We start from the raw sequence: 18,455 nt of genomic DNA, 5'->3' as shown, positions 1-18,455 counted from the left end.
CCCTCACGATTCCATCAGGTCAGATTGTGCTCTAACGCCCATTCGGAGTTCGCGAACAAGTAAGATCGCAAAGTTCGGGAGCGCTTCCTCAAACGAAACGAGCTGGGCGGAAATTGGCCAGCAACGGGTGTTCATTTCCGGTGGCGATCTCGCCTGCAAGCAGTTCGCCGGCGATCAGCCCGAGCGTCGCGCCACTGTGGCTGAAAGCAACGTAATATCCTTTAATGTCGTTCAGCTGGCCGAGCACAGGCTCGCCATCCGCCGGGATCGGCTTGGGGCCAACGCCGTAGCTCTCCAACTCTAGCTTCGGATTGCCCTCAAGCACCTTCGAGGCTTCATCGAGGAGCCCCTGAAGGGTCGAGGCCTTCACTCCATAAGTGCCGTCCGAATTGACGATTACCTCTTCTTCGGACCATGCGGAATCGAGTGCGAGAGCTCCGTCCGGCGTCGGGCGAACGGCAACTCGCGGCGTGTTGAGCACTGCCCGAAGTGGCAGAGCGGTGGGCTTGGTCCTGACCAGCAACGCGATCGGCGTTCCGTCCGGGATATGCTGCCCGGTTTGCGCAACCGTGCGCGGCACCTCGCTGCCGGTCGCCAAGAGGACCGCGTCTGCAGCAAACGTGCCGCCCGTCGCTGTGGTGACACCAGCGACGCGCCCATCGGCGACCGTCACCGTAGCGCGCCCGGCATCGGTGACGAGCCGACCGCCGCCCTCCACGAATTCCGCAATCAACAATTTGATCAACGACGGAAGATCGACCCAGCCCTCACCCGGATTGAAGATTGCGCCTTGGCGCGTTACGGCGTTTACCGCAATCCCCGGCGTAGCTGAAGGGATGTCGCCTGCGCGCAAATGCTGTGCGTCATATCCGAGGCTCTTTTCATGGGCCAAAGCTTCCATGATCTCATTCGAGGTGTCATCCGCATCCCAGGTCAACCCACCGTCGAAACGCAGCCATGCAGCATCCGGGTATTTTGCCGACAAGGTTCGGTAGCGGTCGATACCGATCATGCGCAGCCGATGATACTCAGCCGAGCGCATACGTGCGGAGTTGAGCCAGGCGAGCGAGCGTCCGGACGCTCCACTGGCAAGCGGTCCGTCGTTGACGAGAATGGTTTGGATGCCGAGCCGCGACAGATGAAGCGCGGACGAGACGCCGAAAATGCCGCCGCCGACAACGACGACTTTTGAGACCAGGTGTGTAGCCATGGAATATTCTTTCGCTGTGGAGAATGAACGGTGAGCGGACCAGGTCGTCCTGGTTTCTTCGGCTTCAGATCAAAGCACTTCGGCCAGGAAGTGCTTTAGGCGCGTGCTCTTGGGAGTATCGAAGATTGCGGCGGGTGGGCCGGCCTCGATGACGCGGCCTTCGTCCATGAAAACGACCTGGTCCGCGACCTTGCGAGCAAAACCCATTTCATGGGTCACGACGACCATCGTCATGCCCCGCTGACCGAGGTCCGCCATCAGGTTGAGGACGCCTTTGACCAATTCGGGATCGAGCGCGCTGGTGACTTCATCAAACAGGATGACCTCCGGATCCATTGCCAGCGCGCGGGCGATCGCCACACGCTGCTGTTGACCGCCGGAAAGGCTGCCAGGGCGATGGTGTTTGCGAGCGGCAAGGCCGACATCGGCAAGACGTGCATCGGCGATGCGCTCGGCTTCCTGCGCCGGAATGCCCTTGACCTTGGTCAGTGACAGCATGACGTTTTCGAGCGCTGTGTGATCCGGGAAAAGATTGAACTGCTGAAATACCATGCCGACCCGCCGCCGCAGCTTTTCGGGCTTCATCGCTAAGATGCTCGCTCCATCGAGCAACACATCGCCGCCCTTGGGTTCGACCAGACGATTAAGGCAACGCAACAGGGTCGACTTGCCTGAACCCGAGGGACCAATAATGCAGGTGACTGTCCCTGGCTTGACCGTCAGGCTGACGCTCTTGAGGACGTCGAGCTCGCCATACGCCATATCCAGGTTGCTGACGGCGAGACTGCCGCCCTTGAACAGGGGACGCGCCGAATGGGGATCGGAACCTGCCTCCGAAGATGGACTGCCGGCGGCGCTTTCCAGTTCGCTCACCTCGGTCAGTCCACTTGTGACCAGGCCAGCTTTTTGCTTTCCAGTCCGCAGCCGGTTGTCGATGTGATTGACCACATGGGTCAACGGCACAGTGATGACGAGATAGAAGATACCCGCCAGAAGCAATGGCGACAGATTTCCGGTGACCACCGCCTGGTCCTGACCGACGCGGAAGATCTCGCGCTCCGATGCGAGCAGACCAAGGAAATAGACCAGGCTCGAATCTTTGACATTGCCTATGAACTGGTTGACCAGGGCCGGCAGGACGCGGCGGATGCCTTGAGGGACCACGATCAGCCGCATGGCTTGGCCGTAGCTCATGCTGAGCGCCCTGCAGGCCTCCATCTGACCGCGCTCGACGCTCTGGATGCCGGAGCGGAAGATCTCGCCGATATAGGCGCCGGCGATCAGGCTGAGCGCAAGAATGCCAAGCGGATAAGGCGAAGGCCCGAAGATTTCACGGCCGATGCGGGCGAAGCCCTGGCCGATCAGCAGTATCGTGACGATCGCCGGAAGCCCGCGGAAGACATCCGTATAGATCCGGGCTGGAATGCGCAGCCAACGCGATTGCGAAATACCCATGATCGCCAGGACCATGCCTATTGCCACACCGAGCACCGTTGAAGCGGCTGCAAGGATCAAGGTGTTCTTCAAACCGATGGTGATCATGCTCGGCAGCACGTCAGCCATGGCCTGCCAGTCGAGAAAACTGCGACGCAGGTTTTCAAGCCAGTTCATTCGGTCCCCTTCTTATTGCGCTTTGCTTACGAACCCAGGAGTGCGGCCAGCGAGGTTGCCAGCCGCCGGCCCGGGCCGGCGGCTGGGGCGGTCACTTCTTGGGGAGATACTGATCAGGCATTGGCGAACCGGGGAACCACTTTTCATAGAGCGTCTTCCAGGTGCCGTCCTGCATGGCTGCGTGCAGGGCGATATTCAGCGCGTTGCGCAGCTTGTCGTTGCCTTTACGAATAACGAAGCCGGCCGGCGCATCGAACGACGGGATATTGATTGCGATCTTCAGGGCCGGATAGCGCTGGCCATAGTCCTTGGCCGCCTCGTAATCGAGAAAATGAGCGTCGACCGTGCCGTTGTTGAGCGCCGAGACGGCCGAGTTGTTGTCTGGGAATTTGACCAGATCGGTTCCGACGAAATTCTTCGCAGCATAGATTTCCTGCAGCGTGCCCTGCACGACGCCAAGACGCTTGCCCTTGAGCCCGTCAGCCGATGTGATCGTCTTGTCGGCGGTCAGGACCGACAGGTAGCCGGCAAGATAGCCGTCCGAAAAATCGACCGTCTTCTTGCGCGCTTCCGTCGTGCCGATCGCCGCGACCGCGACGTCGAAGCGCCCATTGGCAACCGACGGCATCAAGGCGGAAAATTCCTGCCCGGTAAAGATCACCTGATCCGGTTTGAACCCAAGGCGGCTCGCCACATTCCGGAACAGTTCAATGTCAAAACCCGTGAAAGTGCCATCGGACTGGGTAAAGGCGTAAGGCTTCGCATCGCCCATCGTGCCCACGCTGATGACCTTGGCGTCGATAAGACCATAGGGATTGTCTTCCGCCGCATTAGCCTGCGAAACAAAAGCTGCTCCGACCCACGCAATTGTAAGAGCCACTGCACCCGCCCGGGCCGGCGACATCAGCCATTTCACAATTTCAAATTTGCTCACGTCTTCTCTCCACTCTGAGGTCTGTTGTTTTTGGCATGGACGACTCACGCTTCGCAGCTTGCGGCTGCCAAGCGACTGACTGCTTTGCGCATTCGTCCTGCATAAGAGACCGGTATCTATTGAATGAGACCGGTCTCTCATGCAATCGTTATCGTTAGATTGACCTTCCGTCAACAACTCTTGTAGTCGTCAAACAATGACAAAACACGCTTCGCATACCCGCCCGACAACAGTCAGCGACGTTGCCCGAGCGGCAAAGGTGTCTAAAGCGACGGCTGCTCGCGTTCTGGGTGGATATGGCGTGGTGAGCGACACCATCCGCGCCGGGGTACTGGCCGCTGCCATGGCTCTCGATTATCGGCCAAACGAACTCGCTCGCAGCATGACGACCGGGAAGTCAGGGATCATCGGGGTCGTTGTGGGCGACATAGAGAATCCATTCTTCGGCCTCGCGGTGCGCGGCATCAGTGATGCGGCAAGAGCGGCTGGCTTCAACGTCATTCTGGCCAACTCCGGAGAGAAGATCGAGGCGGAAAAGGCCGCCGTGAAACTGCTGATAGGCAAGCGCGTCGACGGACTGATCGTCACACCATCGGAATCGCGGGACATCTCACATCTGCGAGACATCCACCGTTCGGGCCGGCCACTTGCCCTGCTTGACCGGGCGCTGCCCGACCTGGATGTCGATACTGTCACGGTCGACGATCGCGATATCGCCATGCGTGCGACCCGCATTCTCGCAAATGCCGGCCACCGCAGGATCGCCTATGTGACTGCGGTTGACGCCCAAAGGCATCAATACCGCGATCTCGGGCAGATCTACACATCGTCGGTTCGCGAGCGGATCGACGGTTTTCTCACCGTGTGCAGGGACGCCGGAATTGATGGACCGGAACGTTATGTTCGCCTCGGCGCAACAAGCCCCGAGCAAACGCGCAGCGTCGCCGAAACGCTGCTATCTGAGACAGACCGTCCCACGGCGATCCTTGCCTCTGATAGCCTCATCGCGTTGGAGATATTCAAGATCATCCGCCAGCGCGGATTGCGGGTCCCTGACGACGTTTCGCTGATCACCTTCCACGATGCGGATTGGACCAGCGTCACCACACCGCCTATCACCGTCATCGATCAGCCCGTCTATGCTCTTGGCAAAAGCGTCGCAGAGCTTCTCATTCGCCGACTGGAGGGTGAAACGCGACCGTCGGAGCGGCTCGTCCTGCCGACCGCGATTATAGAAAGGGGTTCGGTTGGTCCTCCCCCAACCACAAAGGCAAACGTCTGATCGCCAATTGACGACATTCCGTCGTCGCGATGTTTGCCTCATGCCTATGGTCGAACTTCAGAAACATCCTTCGCGCTTTCGGACCTAGGATGGGAGCCATGTTCATCCCATTGGGCGCGTATCCATCCCGAAAATACGTCATATCACCGTCAGCCGCTCGATCCCACGTTCCTGGGGCGCAGATGTTCACGGCAAGCGGCATGCAGGACGTGCCCGAGCCGAGGGAACTAAGCCTCGACTAGATCCAGCGGACCACCATCTTGGTGGAGCGTTTCCATTTCTTGACATGGCGGAATATGAGAAAGATGGTATCTATTCAAGGTGGGCTGGTGGAGCACGAGCCTGCCTTTGATGGCAACGCCGTGGCGGCCGAGCGGCTCCTTCGGAGGCTACTGTCCTGCGCAGGCACGACTGGCGCAAAAGCGAACCGTAACCTGAGCGGGTCGTCGGATAGCTGGGCGTCGCCCCGTTAGGTTCCTACAGACCGACCGATCGGTGTGTCGTTGCCGCCCGGTGCATCCAGCGGTGGATAAGGCCCTACTTCCGCGTGATCCATTCCAGCAAGCGCGGCTCAAACTGTCCTTGGTGGTGAGAAGCCACTCGCCGGCCCTGCGGCCCCCGCGCCTACCGGTTCGGACGATCCTCTGCGATGACGTTATAGAGCAGACAGCAAGCCAACAACGAGACAACGCCACCTAAGAGATCGCTCGCCGTCAAACCCGAAAAGTAGACGAATTCAAACGCTGACACGGTCGTGGCTCCACGTTGAAAAACTGTAAGGAAAGAACCGTTAGAAAGCTCTGATGTTCCGCGTGTTCGCGTAGATCGGGCCCACTTGTCATGTCTAAGGCGGCATCCGGGATGATCTGCCAAAGAGATATTTGCGCCATTGCTAATGTAAGCGCATAATAAGCCGCCGGGAGGAACTCCGGCATGGCCCGGCTGCCGTGGCCCCCCCGACCCCCTGCGGCAGCCGGGCCGCCCCTTCGGGCACCGTCTCACATTAGCGATCGCTTGACTAAGGATGGTACCGCCCCAGAGTATGGGTCATGGCGAAAGGCATCAACATCGGCGATGAGGTCGCAATAACCGCCACGGTCCAGCGGCGAGTGACAGACGATCACGTGAGCGTTTCGATCCCGTCCTACGGCCAGCCGCATTCGATTGTCGACCGAACAACGGAGGTGACGAAGGGGCAGCACATCGAGCTGATCGGCAACGTGACCCACCTACTCGACAAAAACCGCGTGACGGTGAACCTGGGCGTTCCAGTCACCGTGGATGCCGCTGTCGTCAGGCTGGTGAACGCCTACAAGCCTCCGACGAGAAAGAAACCGCTGGTGGACAAGCCGACATGAGGCCGCCGCCTTACGACGGATCGCATCTTGTTCGTCGGAAATTGATGTCGCGTGCCGGAACAAAGCACTGACAGGAGGGTTCGGCGGCCAGTCAGTCCTCAGATCAATCGAAAGTTCGAACCATGGCTAACAAAGCAGTTTGGGCCGTTACTGCCCTTGTTGCGGGCTGCATCAGCGCAGCGTCCGCCCAGGCAAAGAGTGACAGGGAATTCCTCACCGACGCTATCAAGGGTGATAATTCCGAAGTCCTGCTTGGTAAGATCGCCGAGACGAAGAGCTCGACCAAGGCTGCCAAGTCGTTCGGACGCATGTTGGTGAAGGACCACAGCAAGGCGAAGCGGCAGGCAGCTGCCGTTGCCCTTAAGATGGGCGTCGAGGTGCCAAGCGATGTCAGCGATGAGGCAGCGCAGGAGCAGAAGAAGCTCGAAAGCCTTTCGGGTTCGGCCTTCGACAAGGAGTTCGCGAACTATATGGTGTCTGACCATCAGAAGGACATTTCGGAATTCGAGGATCAAGCCAAGACTGGTAAGGGTGTGGTGTCCAAGCTTGCCAAGGAGACCTTGCCAACGTTGCGCAAGCATTTGAAGGCGGCAAGATCGCTCGAATAGGCCGGACACGGGCATATGTCAGCCCGGAATGTTCCGCCCTCGCCTGTCAACCTCCCGCGCCGGACCTGAATCCGGTGGGCATCACTAATTCTCCGCATGGCTGAAGACGACAGTCCCGTTGTCCTTGCGAACTTCAACGCATATGACGCCATCGTCACCCCTTCGGGTCTGGAACATGGTGACAGCATGATCCTTGGCCACCTTCTCAGCGTCAAAGATCACCTTGTCGATGATGCCTTTTCGACCGTACCAGATGACGGTGAATGCCATTCGAGGTCCCATGCTTCCCGCGAAGCATATAGGAGTTCAGGCCGGATCGCGATTAGTTCCGGAACTTTTGCCAAGGCGGGATGTTGCTGGCCGCATGACGAAGCCCTCAGGCCTTGGAGCGCCCATCAAGGGCAAGCGGCACGAGCCCTCCGACCAGAATGACCATTTCTATAAGTGCAAGATCTGCGGACAGCCGGTCGATATGCACGATCTGCGTCAGGTGATGTGGCCCGAGCAGCCGAGACATGAGCGGCTGAAGCCCGAGGTCGTCAAACGCTCCTGAAACGCAAAAGGCCGCCGCGTGGCCATCGCGACCCTTCCCAGACGCAGCCGTAAGCACAGCTGTCACGCAAACCCCGTGGCGGCGATCAGAATGATCCCGATCGCAGCCGAAGCCATGACGACGATCATAGCTATCTCGAACGGACCGCCACCGTTCCCTTCGCGTTTTGCCATTTTAAGCGCTCCCCAGTCGTTCCCGACATGTTGTTTTTCCTTCCCCAAGGGAAGACCAAAAGCGGCACCCGCGGAATCACCCATGTTAGTGGCGAGTAAAAATGCCTGCTGTACACGCGCATGACAGCGGAACAAACCTCGAACACTCACGTTCGCGTTGATGGCTCAACTATTTCGACCTAATCGACAACGGAACCGCCTATCCGCACGCGGGCGAGCATCTCCCTTCATGGCTGTACGCAGTCGGCCGCATCCTTGGAAGCGGACTATCGAGTTACGGCAGAGGAAGCGGCAAAGCCCTCGTTGGGGGCTCTCGATTTTGGTGCGGTCGCTGGCAGACGCAACTGCCTTGGCGATATAGGCGCACCTCGTGAGTGATCAGTTGATTTCCTCGTTGCCTCAGAATCGGGTAAGGCGCTCTGCAGGTTGTGGCGACTTCAAGCCTTGGCATGAGCACTCCGGATCTGCCGGTAATCTTGTGGCAGTGTCCAGCGCAACTCGCGATGCTGTCATAGAGAGGCTTGGCAACACGTCCTCCTGAAGCAATTCCCGGCGATTGCGGTCCATATAGTCGTTGAAACCCGCAGTTACGAACGCAAGAGGCACGAAACACGCGCCAATCTCGCGCGACAAGGTCGCTTCGGGGGCGATCGAATGATTGAGCACATCAGCCCCCATGCTTCGAAACGCCAGGGCTTCGGCCGGGGTTGTCAGTCTCGGCCCGTAACAGTGGGCCGCCACCAACTGCTGTTCGATACCATGAACACGGGCTTCGCGCGGCCAATGACGGCGGGCGGTTTCGACCAGAACGGCCGCGCATCTTGGGCATACGATCTGCTTGCCCGAGCAGTCGAAGCTCTGGCGGCCGGGAAGGAGTGAAAACGGCGTCTGCGTCAATTCGATGATGTCGGCGGGCACCACCATGTCGCCGGGTTTGATCGCCTTGTTGACGGCGCCAATGGTGGAGCAGGCCAGGATTTGCCTTACACCCGCGCTCATCAACACCCAGAACGCCCGGCGATGGCAGGAATGGTCGATATGGTCGCGAGGGTTGCCGTGCGAATACATGCACAGCGCCTGTTTCGTTTTGCCTTCGGCGGTAATTGAGGCATCGAACTCGATGAGCTTCCAGTTGTCGGTGCGGCCAAAGGGTGTCTCAAAGCTCATATCACGTTGCAAGGTGCGCACGCCGTCGACTTCGACATCCTCCGGAAAGGCCAGTCCCCAGTTTGCCGAGCCGGTGATGATCGCCAGCCCAACCTTGGGTATGTCTGTCGAATGATCGGCTGCGATAGGATCGATTGGCATGTTTTCCAGTCTCGGTCAGGATTTTTGGCGAAGAGTCACGATCAGGATGACGGCCACGACGATGGCGGTCCACAATGTCGAGATCGCCGCGATGGTCGGATCGATCTGGTCTCGCAGCGACAGGAACATGAGCTTTGGCAGCGTGCTGTTTCGACCGCTCGCGACGAAGATCGAAATGACAGACTCATCGAGCGAGGTGAGGAAGGCCATCAATGTCGCCGACAACAGGCTGATTTGAAGTTGCGGAACGATTATCCCGCCTATGGCTCTGGCCCAGTTAGCGCCCAGGCTGCGCGCCGCCTGAACCTGGTTCCAGTCAAAGCGGGCAAGAGCTGGCAACAACACAATGCAGGCGACCGGTATGGCCAGCACCACATGCCCGACCAGCACGCCGAACAGCGTTCCGACCAGACCTTGCGCCGCCAGCACGAAGAAGAGGCCGATCGCAAGCAGGATTCCCGGCACGATGGAGGGGGTGAGCAGCACGCCCTGGATTGTTGCCGCGGCCTTGCCGCCTAGCCTGTTCATCGAGATGCAGGACAGTAGCGCCAGCGGTACGGCAACCGCCGCCGTCAAGGTCCCAAGGATCAGGCTCGTCCTCAGCGCGGCCATCCATGTGGCTGAGCCGAAGAAGTTCTCATACCAGCGCAACGAGTAGGCGCGCGGCGGGAACTCGAGTAGGTCGGACGCCGAAAAGGAGAGCGGCACGACGACAAGCGTCGGCAGTATCAAGAACGCCATGACAAGCGCGGAAAAGCCCCACAGAAGGACGCGAGCGAGCCTATTGTCCGGATAGGCCTCAAGCATGGGCCGCGCCCATTTTGTTGTATGCCATCAGCCGTCTTGCCGTCAGGAACATCACAGCGATCAGCGCCATGAGCACGAGGAGCAGAATGCCCAGGACGCTCGCCGAGCCCCAATCCTGGAAGGTCGACAGTGTGCGTTCGATCCGAATGGCGAGCGGATTCACCTTGCCGCCGCCAAGCACCGCTGGCGTGATGAAGAAACCGATCGTGTAGATGAAAACGATGATCGAACCCGAGAAGATGCCGCCGGCCGAAAGCGGCAGAATGACCGTGCGGATCACTTGCCCGAGCGTGGCTCCCATGCTGGCAGCGGCGCGAATGAGGTTTGTGTCGATATCGCGCATCGCGGCGTAAACGGGCAGCAGAAACAGCGGCAGCATGTAGTGAACCATGCCGATGAGCGTGCCGGTGAAGTTGTAGACCAGCGGCAATGGCTCCGCGGTCAGACCTAAAGCCGTCAAAGCCGCGTTGATCAAGCCATCACGCCGCAACAGCACGAGCCAGCCATAGGTGCGCACAAGAATAGAGGTCCACAAAGGCAGCATGACGAAGGCCATCAGCACGTTGGCCACTCTTGGTCGGGCGCTGGCCAGTGCCAGCGCCAAGGGGGTGCCGAGAAGAATGCAGACCACCAGCGTGCCCAGTGACAGTTCAAGGGTGGCGGCCAGCGCCGACCATGTCAGCCCGCTCGATAGGACCTTGTCGTAATTGCCGACGGTGTATTCGCCGGCCGTAGTCAGGAAGGATTGCCGGATGATCCAGAGGAGCGGCAGTATCGCCGCCAGCCCAACAATGCAAAGCGCCGGGAGCGAGAGCGAAAGGAAAAACCGCCGCTCGCGTCGACCATCCGCGGCAAGCACGGGATCGGCGGCGATGGTCACGCCATCGCCCCCGATATCGCGTGAACTTTCCCCGCTGGCGCATAGACGGTCACCCATTGACCGGTGGCAAGCTCGGCACAGCCGCCGGCCAGTGCCGCCGGAATGCATACAAGGATTTCCTGCCCACCGTGAAGCGCCAGCGTCAAAAGCCAGTTGTCGCCGCGAAATGCCTTGGCGCGCAGCGTCCCGTCGAGCGCCACTCCGTCCCGGCCGACGAGGCTCGCATCGAGATGCAGGCTTTCCGCACGGATCATCAGGATCTCGCGCTGCCCTTCGGCACCGTCGATCCTGCGCACCAGGCCCGGGGCCACGATATTGGCCTCGCCCATGAACTCCGCGACGAAGCGGGTGGATGGACGATCATAAATTCGCTGCGGCGCATCGATCTGCTGGATGCGCCCGGAATTCATCACCGCGATCCGGTCGGACATGGTCAACGCCTCGCGCTGGTCATGAGTCACATAGATCGTGGTGATACCCAGATCATCATGCAGACGCCGGATCTCGTATTGCATGGTCTCGCGCAGGTTCTTGTCGAGCGCCGACAACGGCTCATCCATCAGCATCACGCGCGGCTCGAAGACGATCGCCCGCGCCAACGCTACCCGCTGCCGCTGGCCACCGGACAGGGCGGCGACGCTGCGCTCCGACAGATCTTCCAGTTTCACGCGAGCCAAGGTGTCAAGCGCCCGCTGACGCGCCTCCGCCTTCGGAATCCTGCGCAGCGCCAGGGGATATTCGACGTTGGCGAGGACGTTCATGTGTGGAAACAGGGCGTAGTTCTGGAATACTATGCCGATCTCCCGCTTGTTGGGGGCCAGGCGGGTGATGTTGCGATCACCCATCAGGAGCTTTCCGGCATCGGGCCGGACAAAACCGGCCAGAGCCATGAGCAAGGTGGTCTTGCCCGATCCGGACGGGCCTAGCAGCGTGAGGAACTCGCCGGCCCTGATATCGAGCGAAACATCGTCCAGCGCGACGTAAGACCCGTAGGCCTTACGCACGCTGTCGATGGTGATCGGAAGCGATTTCATCATGCGCTCCGGCCTTACGACTGATGCATTGGAGCGTCAGCGGCTGATCATTTCATCGAAGGCCTTTTGTGCGGCTTCACCGTTCTTGACCCACCAGTCGGCATTCGAGAACACCGAGGTGCCGGCATTTTCGGGCGCCGTCGCCAGGGTCTTCAGACGATCTTTCGGAATAAGGTCTCCTTCATATGCTGCGGGATTGACCGGGCCATAGGCGATGAAGTCGGTGAGCTTCGCCACGCGCGCGGGCTGCGTCATCGCTGCAATGAGCTTCATGGCCGCATCCTTGTTCTGGGCTCCCTTCGGCACACCGAGGCAATCCGTGCCGATAACGGAACCCTTGAACGTGTAGTCTACGGCGCCGCCATCCGCCTTCACGGTCTGAGCCCGTCCGTTCCAGGTAACGACCAGATCCGCTTCGCCGTCTTTCAGCAACTGCGCCGACTGCGCTCCCGAGGTCCACCACACCGAGACGTCTGGCTTGATCGCCTCAAGCCGCTTGATGGCGCGCTGCAGACCTTCCGGCGTGCTAAGTACGGTATAGACGTCTGCCGGCGCCACGCCGTCGGAGAGCAGTGCGATCTCGATCAGGTCCTGCGCGTTGGCGCGCAGGGCGCGACGATTCGGAAATTTCGCGACATCCCAGAACTCCGCCCAGGTCTTCGGCGGGTTCTCGCCGAGGGTCTTGGTATTCCACGACATGACGGTGCCGTAGGAATCGAACGGATAGCAGTAATCGGACTTTGCGCCAGCCGGTACGGATTTGGGATCGATGATCTTGTAGTCAAGCGGCTCCAGCAACGACTGCGCGGCCGCCTGCGCGCCTTCCGGTGAACCGAGATGGATGATGTCGGTGGTGACCGCACCCGAGGTGACTTGCATCTTCAACGCGGCAAGCCCGTCGCTCTGCGTCTCCTCGTGGACATCATAGCCAAGCTCTTTGGCGGCGGGTTCCCACATGGCCTCCTTCATGGCTTTGCCATAGTCGCCGCCGGCGGTCGTGATGGTGACCGTTTGGGCATAGGCGGGCAAGGCAGCCGAGACTGCGATCACGACAAGGGAAATGCGTGGTAGCCAGGACATGGGTTCTCCTCCTCCAGGATTTATCAGAATGTCGCTTAGGCGGACTTTTACGCAATCGTAACGTTACGATTGCAGCGAAACGTTATGGAGTCAAGCTGCTTTCAGACGGACCATTCGGTTGTGGTGGCGTCGGATTTGACCGTCAGGTCGAATCCGGTAACGTTACGAAGCTCGGCAAAATCAGCCGACGCTTCCGCAAATGAAGTCGGGCGACATGGCCAATCTAAAACAGATAGCGGCGGAACTTTCTCTTTCGGTGACGACCGTATCGCGCGCTCTGAAGGACGGGCCGGAAGTGCATCCCTTGACCGTGGCGCGGGTCAAGGAGGTGGCGAAGCGCGTCGGGTACGTGCCGGATCATCACGGTCGCGCGCTCAAAACCGGACGCACAATGACGCTGACCGCAGTACTGCCGATGGAGACGAGCGATTACCTGTCCGATCTGGCCAAGCTTCCCCTGATCGAGGGCATGACGCTGGCGGCGAGGCAAACGGGCTATAGCCTTTCAATATATTCCACCACGCCCGACGACGATCCAGTCGAAAGCATGCGACGTCTGCTTCAGGCGCGCAGCGCGGACGGATTGATCATCACGCGCATGGTCTCGGGCGATGCACGCGTTAAGCTGCTGCTTGACCAGGCGATACCGTTCGTCACCTTCGGCAGAACCGATCTGGACATCGCCTATCCCTATGTCGATATCGACAATGAGCAGATCGCCTACGACGCGACCCGACGGCTCGTGGACAAAGGCTGTCGGCGTATTGCGCTGCAACTCCTCGTGCCCAAAGACCAGGCGAGCGCCACGCGTCTGATAGGCTATCGGAGAGCGATGGCCGAGGCCGGCATTCCGATCGACCAGTCACTGATCAGCCATGGCACGTTCACTATGGAATCGAGCGCAGCCTGGTTCGATCGCCTGCTGGCGTCGTCAGATCCCCCGACGGGCCTGGCATGCGCCAACGAACTGGGCCTTCTAGGGGCGTTACATGTTCTTGGCAAAAGAGGTCTTGCGCTGGGGAGCGACGTCCACATTGTCACTCGTGACAGCACGCGGTTGGCACGCTTCCTGCCGGCGAAAATTGGCGTTCATTCCGTCGATATGGCCGCGGTTGGGCGTACACTTGTCGAAGTGCTGGAGAGGCGGATCACTGATCCGGCGGGGCCGGTGGAGGCAATCTTGTTCAAAGGTGAATTCGACGCTGGCGAATAGACGGGACGCAAGAACAATTTGGCCGTTGATTGGAACCGCCGCCATGACCTCGAAGTATTCGAGTTCTGTGCTGCGTCCTCGGGGTTACCTCTCGATCGACGCGGTGGAGTTTTCCCCCACCGTCGGCCACGCAACCTCGAACCGGCTGCGAGCGACCGCAAGATAGGACCATGGGAACGAATTCCAAAGAGTTCCCCACGTCACAACTTGCATCTGATAGCGGCCGACCAAGGTGCTCATGGCCTCACGGCAGATCGTCGCTGGCCGCGTATTTTGTAAGTTCGTCACGTTTCCGTCGTCTCACATCTTGTAACCGGGTCTTTTGTAGATCCTGTCTCGCTGGTCGATGATGTCGGGAACATAGACCTTTTCGCGCCACTCGCCGGAACTTACCTCTTCGAAGCCGACCGATACGGACTCGTATTCTTGGTGATTGCTTCTGCAAGCTCAGTCTTCTGCTGTTCAGATTTGCCCGGCCACAACTTCACGATCACATGGGGCATGACACTCACCAAGCCTGGCTGGTCGGGCCGACCGTGAACTCGCTGATCGTCATGTCCTCGGGCGCGTCGATCGCGAACGAAACCACGTTGGCGACCCGGTCCGGAGTGATCGCATGCTTGTCATAGAGGGACTTCATGGCGTCGGCCGCGCCCGGGTCGGTGATCCCGCCCAGCAGTTCGGTGCTGATCGCTGCCGGATAGAGGGTCGCTGTGCGGATGTTCGTGCCCTCCATGGCAGACTCCATCCTGAGCACTTCCATAGGCAGCCGCGACGGCCCGCATCCTCGGCTGACCTATCCGAGAGTTTGACTGGCCAGAGCATAAGTTACCGGTGTAGCCGCACCGTCGACCGCAAAATCGGCGAGGCGTTTGCCCATCGACATGGTCAGTACCGTGTCGAAGACCGCCATTCCGCTGTGCGCCAGAAAGGCGGCGAATTCGCCGCTTCCCATATGCGTGTCCACCCGGAGGAAACTTCCCGAATGATCGGCGATGTGCGGCCGGACCACTGCGATGGCATCGGTATCTCGCTTCGCTAGGACCGGACCGATGACATGGCCGCGGCCAAAGGGCCGGCAGAGAGCGAAGGCCTTGAGCGCCCCCTCGTTAAAGAGCCCGTAGCCAACAGATTGTTCGAACAGCTTTTCGACAAGTGCCGCTCTATGCACCCCGAAACCGACCGCATCGAGCGCGATGATCGCCGGCAAGTGCTCAGCCAGCAGCCGACGCAGCTCGCCACACTCCCTGTCCCCTCCAGTCGCCGTGGCGGCGCGGGCAATCCCATGGCAGTGATAGACGGTCTTCTCCGGCTTGAAGTCGAGCGAAAGATAGAGCCGCTTTGCCGCCCGGGTCGCATTGAGGCGCAAGTCGCGCCCGACCACGTTGTCGAAGACCCGCTTCATCAGCCACTGGCCGGCTCCCAGCGTCTGCAGCCGCGGCGAGGTAATGACCATCCCTACGGTCGCGAAATCGTCGCCATGCGGGAACCACATGGCCGAGCCGAGCACCCGGCCAATCTCGTCGAGCGCAACGAACCCCCGTCCCGATTCGCGCAGGAATTGCCAGTCCTCGGCGCGATGCGGCCATCCCACGGATAGAGAGTGCGCGTGCAACCGGTCAAGTTCGACGCCTTCGATGTCGCCGATCCGCATTGAGAAGGCATCGATTTTCAAGCTTCCGGACGGCTTCAATTCCATGCCTCTGAAAGACCGCGTAACGAGCGACACACAGGCCACCCATGCTCCTGCCAACGCTAAAACAAACTGCCGATACGATTTGCTAGAAAGCCACGCACCAACGCAAGATTCGACTGAAACACTTCCGCTTTCGGCACGCAATCGCGAAAGAACGCGCACATCCTCTTTCGAATTGTTGAAGCTTATGGTCGACGGCACCAATCCGGCGCACCCAAATGTTTTGAGGGCAGGAATGGACGTCTTCGACATCCTCGACCGTCTCGTCGCCTTTCCATCGGTCGCCGGCAAGCCGAACGATGACATCGCCGGCTGGATCGAGGCCTATCTCGCGGAGCACGGCGCGCAGGTCACGGTGCTGCCGGGGCCGGAAGGCGACCGTTCCAATATTTTTGCGACGATCGGCCCTGCCGATGTTCCGGGCTATATCCTGTCCGGCCATTTGGACGTCGTTCCCGCCGGCGAGCCCCAATGGAGTTCGGCTCCTTTCACGCTGCGCCGGGATGGCGAGCGGCTTTATGGACGCGGCACAACGGACATGAAAGGGTTTCTGGCCGCCGTGCTAGCCGCCTTGCCCACGCTGGCGAAGCTGCGCTTAGCCAAGCCAATCCATTTCGCCTTCTCCTATGACGAGGAAGTGGGATGCCACGGCGTGCCGCATTTGATCGCACGCCTTGCCGAACTTTGCGCGAAGCCGCTCGGTGTGATCGTCGGCGAGCCGAGCGGCATGCGCGCCGTGCTCGGCCACAAGGGCAAGGCGGCCGCCCGCGTGACCATCAAGGGACGTGCAGGCCATTCCTCACGGCCGGACCTCGGGCTCAACACGATCCATGCGATGTCCGAAGTGCTCGCCGCTGCCGTGAGTGAGGCCGAGCGGCTGACGCATGGTCCTTTCGATCCTGCCTTCGAGCCAGCCTATTCTTCGCTGCAGGCTGGCGTGATCGCGGGCGGACAGTCGGTCAACATCATCCCCGACAGCTGCACGCTGGACCTCGAGGCGCGTGCCATACCCGGTGTCGACCCTGCCAGCCTGCTCGCGCCGGTCAAGGCGCGGGCCGAAGCACTCGCGGCCGCAGGCTTTCGGATAGAGTGGGTGCCAATGAGCGCCTATCCGGCGCTATCGCTGCAGCAAGACGCGAGCCTGGCGGCACTGCTGGGCGAGTTGACCGGCGAAGCGCCGCTTGCCGCCGTCAGCTACGGCACGGAGGGTGGGCTCTACCAGGCTGCCGGCTTCGACGCGATCATCTGCGGCCCGGGCGACATTGCCCGCGCCCACAAGCCGGACGAATTCATTCTCGCCAGTGAACTCGCCACCTGCCAGCGGATGATCGAAGTGCTGGGTGTCCGTTGCGCGGTCTGAAGGGGAACCGGAAATGACATTCCTGTTCAATTCCGATGCGCGGCGCGGCGCAGTCTTCGCCGATGCTTTCGCCAAAGAATTGCCGGACATCCCCTTCACGATTGATGCTGGGACAGTCGATCCCGACACCGTGCGTTATCTCATCACCTGGACCTTGCCGGAAAATCTCACCCGCTACAGGAACCTGAAAATCCTGTTTTCCATCGGCGCCGGCGTCGACCAGTTTCACTTCGATGCGGTGCCGGCGAACGTGAAGATCGTGCGCATGATCGAGGAAGGCATCGTGCGCATGATGCAGGAATATGTGACGCTTGCTGTGCTCGCGCTCCACCGCAACCTGCCTGGATATCTGGCACAGCAGCGCGCCGGCGAATGGGCCGATATTGCACAGCCGCAGGCCGGGTCGCGCCGGGTTGGCGTGCTCGGCCTCGGGCAACTCGGCCAAGCCGTGCTTGACCGTCTGAAGCCCTTCGGCTTCCCGCTTGCCGGATGGAGCCGCTCGCCGCGGCGGATCGAGGGCGTCACCTGTCATCATGGCGAGCCCGGGCTGAACGAGATGCTCGCGGCCAGCGACATTTTGATCTGCCTGCTGCCACTGACCGAGGAGACCCGCGGCTTCCTCGATGCCGGCCTGTTGGCGAAACTGCCCAGCGGTGCGGCGCTCGTCCACACCGGCCGGGGGCCACAGCTCAATCATGAAGCGCTTGTCGCCGCGCTCGACAGCGGCCATCTTTCTGCGGCGATGATCGACGTCACCGATCCCGAGCCGCTGCCGGCGGGCCATCCGGTCTGGTCGCATCAAAAGGTCATTTTGACCCCGCATGTCGCCAGCGTCACCCAGCCCGCGACCGCCGCACGCGCCGTCATCGACAATATCCGTCGCCACCGCGCCGGGCTCGACCCCATCGGGCTCGTCGACCGGTCGCGCGGTTATTGAAGTCCAACCAGAAAGGTCATCCCTTGTCCCAGCTCAAGACCGTCGATCCCAACCCAGTCTTTTCGCCGCGCGAATCCAAGGCGCTGCCTGAGCGGCTGATCGCCGGCGACCCTGCCTTCAAGACCTGGGCGCAGGACGTCTCCAAGGACGACCTCGTCCATACAGGCGTCTGGGAAGCGACCCCAGGCGAGACGCGCTCGATCAAGGGCGAGACATTCGAGTTCTGCCACATCCTCTCCGGCGTCATTGAAATCACGCCCGATGTCGGCGCGCCGATGACCTACCGCGCCGGCGACAGCTTTGTGATGAAACCTGGCTTCACGGGCATTTGGAAAACGATCGAAACGGTGCGCAAGATCTACGTGACCGTGGGATGACAGGATCCAAGCGAGGTGCTGGCCCGCGCGGAAG

General features: G+C 60.4%; 20 protein-coding genes. 8 read left to right on the top strand and 12 right to left on the bottom strand.

The features are described 5' to 3' along the window. Positions 1 to 88 precede the first annotated feature (88 nt). From C7I87_RS03470 to C7I87_RS03460, 3 genes are all read right to left on the bottom strand, one after another. Positions 89 to 1,210, bottom strand: a complete 1,122-nt coding sequence (locus C7I87_RS03470) for an NAD(P)/FAD-dependent oxidoreductase (RefSeq protein WP_149902878.1) — start codon at positions 1,208 to 1,210, stop codon at positions 89 to 91. Between the two features lie 69 nt (positions 1,211 to 1,279). Continuing rightward, positions 1,280 to 2,821: an amino acid ABC transporter permease/ATP-binding protein gene (locus C7I87_RS36405; protein WP_149902877.1), complete on the bottom strand. Its 1,542-nt coding sequence runs from the start codon at positions 2,819 to 2,821 to the stop codon at positions 1,280 to 1,282. Between the two features lie 91 nt (positions 2,822 to 2,912). Then, on the bottom strand, positions 2,913 to 3,725 hold the full coding sequence (locus C7I87_RS03460; RefSeq protein ID WP_149902888.1) for an ABC transporter substrate-binding protein: 813 nt from the start codon (positions 3,723 to 3,725) through the stop codon (positions 2,913 to 2,915). A gap of 226 nt (positions 3,726 to 3,951) precedes the next feature. Between C7I87_RS03460 and C7I87_RS03455 the strand changes: the two genes are divergently transcribed. The 3 genes from C7I87_RS03455 (at position 3,952) to C7I87_RS03445 (ending at position 7,003) form a co-directional block, all read left to right on the top strand. Beyond that, complete coding sequence (locus tag C7I87_RS03455) at positions 3,952 to 5,037, top strand: LacI family DNA-binding transcriptional regulator (protein ID WP_149902876.1); 1,086 nt, start codon at positions 3,952 to 3,954, stop codon at positions 5,035 to 5,037. Positions 5,038 to 6,086: 1,049 nt separating this feature from the next. Next, complete coding sequence (locus tag C7I87_RS03450; RefSeq protein WP_149902875.1) at positions 6,087 to 6,395, top strand: hypothetical protein; 309 nt, start codon at positions 6,087 to 6,089, stop codon at positions 6,393 to 6,395. A 122-nt stretch (positions 6,396 to 6,517) separates the two neighbouring features. Continuing rightward, positions 6,518 to 7,003: a DUF4142 domain-containing protein gene (locus C7I87_RS03445; RefSeq protein ID WP_149902874.1), complete on the top strand. Its 486-nt coding sequence runs from the start codon at positions 6,518 to 6,520 to the stop codon at positions 7,001 to 7,003. An 84-nt stretch (positions 7,004 to 7,087) separates the two neighbouring features. Here C7I87_RS03445 and C7I87_RS03440 read toward each other — a convergent pair whose 3' ends face one another. Next, positions 7,088 to 7,273 (bottom strand): hypothetical protein, encoded by a 186-nt coding sequence (locus tag C7I87_RS03440; RefSeq protein WP_149902873.1) that lies wholly within the window; start codon positions 7,271 to 7,273, stop codon positions 7,088 to 7,090. Between the two features lie 94 nt (positions 7,274 to 7,367). Between C7I87_RS03440 and C7I87_RS03435 the strand changes: the two genes are divergently transcribed. Next, positions 7,368 to 7,556 carry a hypothetical protein gene (locus C7I87_RS03435; protein WP_149902872.1) on the top strand — a complete coding sequence of 63 codons (189 nt, stop codon included), beginning with the start codon at positions 7,368 to 7,370 and terminating at the stop codon, positions 7,554 to 7,556. 572 nt (positions 7,557 to 8,128) lie between these two features. On the opposite strand, the gene C7I87_RS03430 is transcribed toward C7I87_RS03435, so the two are convergent. Genes C7I87_RS03430 through C7I87_RS03410 form a run of 5 tightly spaced genes read right to left on the bottom strand, consistent with a single transcriptional unit; the run spans position 8,129 to position 12,838 of the window. Continuing rightward, complete coding sequence (locus C7I87_RS03430; RefSeq protein ID WP_149902871.1) at positions 8,129 to 9,037, bottom strand: phosphorylase family protein; 909 nt, start codon at positions 9,035 to 9,037, stop codon at positions 8,129 to 8,131. 15 nt (positions 9,038 to 9,052) lie between these two features. Then, positions 9,053 to 9,844 (bottom strand): ABC transporter permease, encoded by a 792-nt coding sequence (locus C7I87_RS03425; protein WP_149902870.1) that lies wholly within the window; start codon positions 9,842 to 9,844, stop codon positions 9,053 to 9,055. After that, positions 9,837 to 10,724 (bottom strand): ABC transporter permease, encoded by an 888-nt coding sequence (locus C7I87_RS03420; RefSeq protein ID WP_149902869.1) that lies wholly within the window; start codon positions 10,722 to 10,724, stop codon positions 9,837 to 9,839. Before C7I87_RS03420 ends, C7I87_RS03425 begins: the two co-directional genes overlap by 8 nt. Next, complete coding sequence (locus C7I87_RS03415; protein ID WP_149902868.1) at positions 10,721 to 11,758, bottom strand: ABC transporter ATP-binding protein; 1,038 nt, start codon at positions 11,756 to 11,758, stop codon at positions 10,721 to 10,723. The genes C7I87_RS03420 and C7I87_RS03415 overlap by 4 nt, the downstream gene beginning before the upstream one ends. A 36-nt stretch (positions 11,759 to 11,794) precedes the next feature. Next, positions 11,795 to 12,838 (bottom strand): ABC transporter substrate-binding protein, encoded by a 1,044-nt coding sequence (locus tag C7I87_RS03410; RefSeq protein WP_149902867.1) that lies wholly within the window; start codon positions 12,836 to 12,838, stop codon positions 11,795 to 11,797. A 199-nt stretch (positions 12,839 to 13,037) separates the two neighbouring features. Here C7I87_RS03410 and C7I87_RS03405 point away from each other — a divergent pair, with 199 nt between their 5' ends. Next, positions 13,038 to 14,051 (top strand): LacI family DNA-binding transcriptional regulator, encoded by a 1,014-nt coding sequence (locus C7I87_RS03405; RefSeq protein ID WP_246696176.1) that lies wholly within the window; start codon positions 13,038 to 13,040, stop codon positions 14,049 to 14,051. A 389-nt stretch (positions 14,052 to 14,440) separates the two neighbouring features. On the opposite strand, the gene C7I87_RS36715 is transcribed toward C7I87_RS03405, so the two are convergent. The 3 genes from C7I87_RS36715 to C7I87_RS03390 are packed head-to-tail and all read right to left on the bottom strand — an operon-like array spanning position 14,441 to position 15,750. After that, a complete protein-coding gene (locus C7I87_RS36715; RefSeq protein ID WP_373424615.1) occupies positions 14,441 to 14,554 on the bottom strand; it encodes a tautomerase family protein in 114 nt (37 codons plus the stop codon). Between the two features lie 5 nt (positions 14,555 to 14,559). After that, positions 14,560 to 14,787 (bottom strand): SDR family oxidoreductase, encoded by a 228-nt coding sequence (locus tag C7I87_RS03395; RefSeq protein WP_246696175.1) that lies wholly within the window; start codon positions 14,785 to 14,787, stop codon positions 14,560 to 14,562. Positions 14,788 to 14,847: 60 nt separating this feature from the next. After that, positions 14,848 to 15,750 carry a GNAT family N-acetyltransferase gene (locus C7I87_RS03390; protein ID WP_149902886.1) on the bottom strand — a complete coding sequence of 301 codons (903 nt, stop codon included), beginning with the start codon at positions 15,748 to 15,750 and terminating at the stop codon, positions 14,848 to 14,850. Positions 15,751 to 15,982: 232 nt separating this feature from the next. Between C7I87_RS03390 and argE the strand changes: the two genes are divergently transcribed. Genes argE through C7I87_RS03375 form a run of 3 tightly spaced genes read left to right on the top strand, consistent with a single transcriptional unit; the run spans position 15,983 to position 18,421 of the window. Further along, positions 15,983 to 17,107 (top strand): acetylornithine deacetylase, encoded by a 1,125-nt coding sequence (argE, locus tag C7I87_RS03385; protein WP_149902865.1) that lies wholly within the window; start codon positions 15,983 to 15,985, stop codon positions 17,105 to 17,107. Between the two features lie 13 nt (positions 17,108 to 17,120). Beyond that, complete coding sequence (locus C7I87_RS03380; RefSeq protein ID WP_149902864.1) at positions 17,121 to 18,044, top strand: 2-hydroxyacid dehydrogenase; 924 nt, start codon at positions 17,121 to 17,123, stop codon at positions 18,042 to 18,044. A gap of 23 nt (positions 18,045 to 18,067) precedes the next feature. Continuing rightward, the gene (locus tag C7I87_RS03375; protein ID WP_149902863.1) at positions 18,068 to 18,421 is read left to right on the top strand and encodes a cupin domain-containing protein; all 354 of its coding nucleotides are present in this window, start codon (positions 18,068 to 18,070) and stop codon (positions 18,419 to 18,421) included. Positions 18,422 to 18,455: the final 34 nt, after the last annotated feature.

Origin of the sequence: Mesorhizobium sp. SARCC-RB16n, from assembly GCF_008520305.1 — a bacterium.
Taxonomy (GTDB): domain Bacteria; phylum Pseudomonadota; class Alphaproteobacteria; order Rhizobiales; family Rhizobiaceae; genus Mesorhizobium.
This window is presented reverse-complemented; position numbering and strand designations above follow the sequence as displayed.

What these genes read in the sequence shown, in the direction of transcription:
- C7I87_RS03470 (WP_149902878.1), bottom strand. Translation starts at nt 1,210, where the DNA reads ATGGCTACACACCTGGTCTCAAAAGTCGTCGTTGTCGGCGGCGGCATT.
- C7I87_RS36405 (WP_149902877.1), bottom strand. Translation starts at nt 2,821, where the DNA reads ATGAACTGGCTTGAAAACCTGCGTCGCAGTTTTCTCGACTGGCAGGCC.
- C7I87_RS03460 (WP_149902888.1), bottom strand. Translation starts at nt 3,725, where the DNA reads ATGTCGCCGGCCCGGGCGGGTGCAGTGGCTCTTACAATTGCGTGGGTC.
- C7I87_RS03455 (WP_149902876.1), top strand. Translation starts at nt 3,952, where the DNA reads ATGACAAAACACGCTTCGCATACCCGCCCGACAACAGTCAGCGACGTT.
- C7I87_RS03450 (WP_149902875.1), top strand. Translation starts at nt 6,087, where the DNA reads ATGGCGAAAGGCATCAACATCGGCGATGAGGTCGCAATAACCGCCACG.
- C7I87_RS03445 (WP_149902874.1), top strand. Translation starts at nt 6,518, where the DNA reads ATGGCTAACAAAGCAGTTTGGGCCGTTACTGCCCTTGTTGCGGGCTGC.
- C7I87_RS03440 (WP_149902873.1), bottom strand. Translation starts at nt 7,273, where the DNA reads ATGGCATTCACCGTCATCTGGTACGGTCGAAAAGGCATCATCGACAAG.
- C7I87_RS03435 (WP_149902872.1), top strand. Translation starts at nt 7,368, where the DNA reads ATGACGAAGCCCTCAGGCCTTGGAGCGCCCATCAAGGGCAAGCGGCAC.
- C7I87_RS03430 (WP_149902871.1), bottom strand. Translation starts at nt 9,037, where the DNA reads ATGCCAATCGATCCTATCGCAGCCGATCATTCGACAGACATACCCAAG.
- C7I87_RS03425 (WP_149902870.1), bottom strand. Translation starts at nt 9,844, where the DNA reads ATGCTTGAGGCCTATCCGGACAATAGGCTCGCTCGCGTCCTTCTGTGG.
- C7I87_RS03415 (WP_149902868.1), bottom strand. Translation starts at nt 11,758, where the DNA reads ATGAAATCGCTTCCGATCACCATCGACAGCGTGCGTAAGGCCTACGGG.
- C7I87_RS03410 (WP_149902867.1), bottom strand. Translation starts at nt 12,838, where the DNA reads ATGTCCTGGCTACCACGCATTTCCCTTGTCGTGATCGCAGTCTCGGCT.
- C7I87_RS03405 (WP_246696176.1), top strand. Translation starts at nt 13,038, where the DNA reads ATGAAGTCGGGCGACATGGCCAATCTAAAACAGATAGCGGCGGAACTT.
- C7I87_RS36715 (WP_373424615.1), bottom strand. Translation starts at nt 14,554, where the DNA reads ATGCCCCATGTGATCGTGAAGTTGTGGCCGGGCAAATCTGAACAGCAG.
- C7I87_RS03395 (WP_246696175.1), bottom strand. Translation starts at nt 14,787, where the DNA reads ATGGAGGGCACGAACATCCGCACAGCGACCCTCTATCCGGCAGCGATC.
- C7I87_RS03390 (WP_149902886.1), bottom strand. Translation starts at nt 15,750, where the DNA reads ATGGAATTGAAGCCGTCCGGAAGCTTGAAAATCGATGCCTTCTCAATG.
- argE (WP_149902865.1), top strand. Translation starts at nt 15,983, where the DNA reads ATGGACGTCTTCGACATCCTCGACCGTCTCGTCGCCTTTCCATCGGTC.
- C7I87_RS03380 (WP_149902864.1), top strand. Translation starts at nt 17,121, where the DNA reads ATGACATTCCTGTTCAATTCCGATGCGCGGCGCGGCGCAGTCTTCGCC.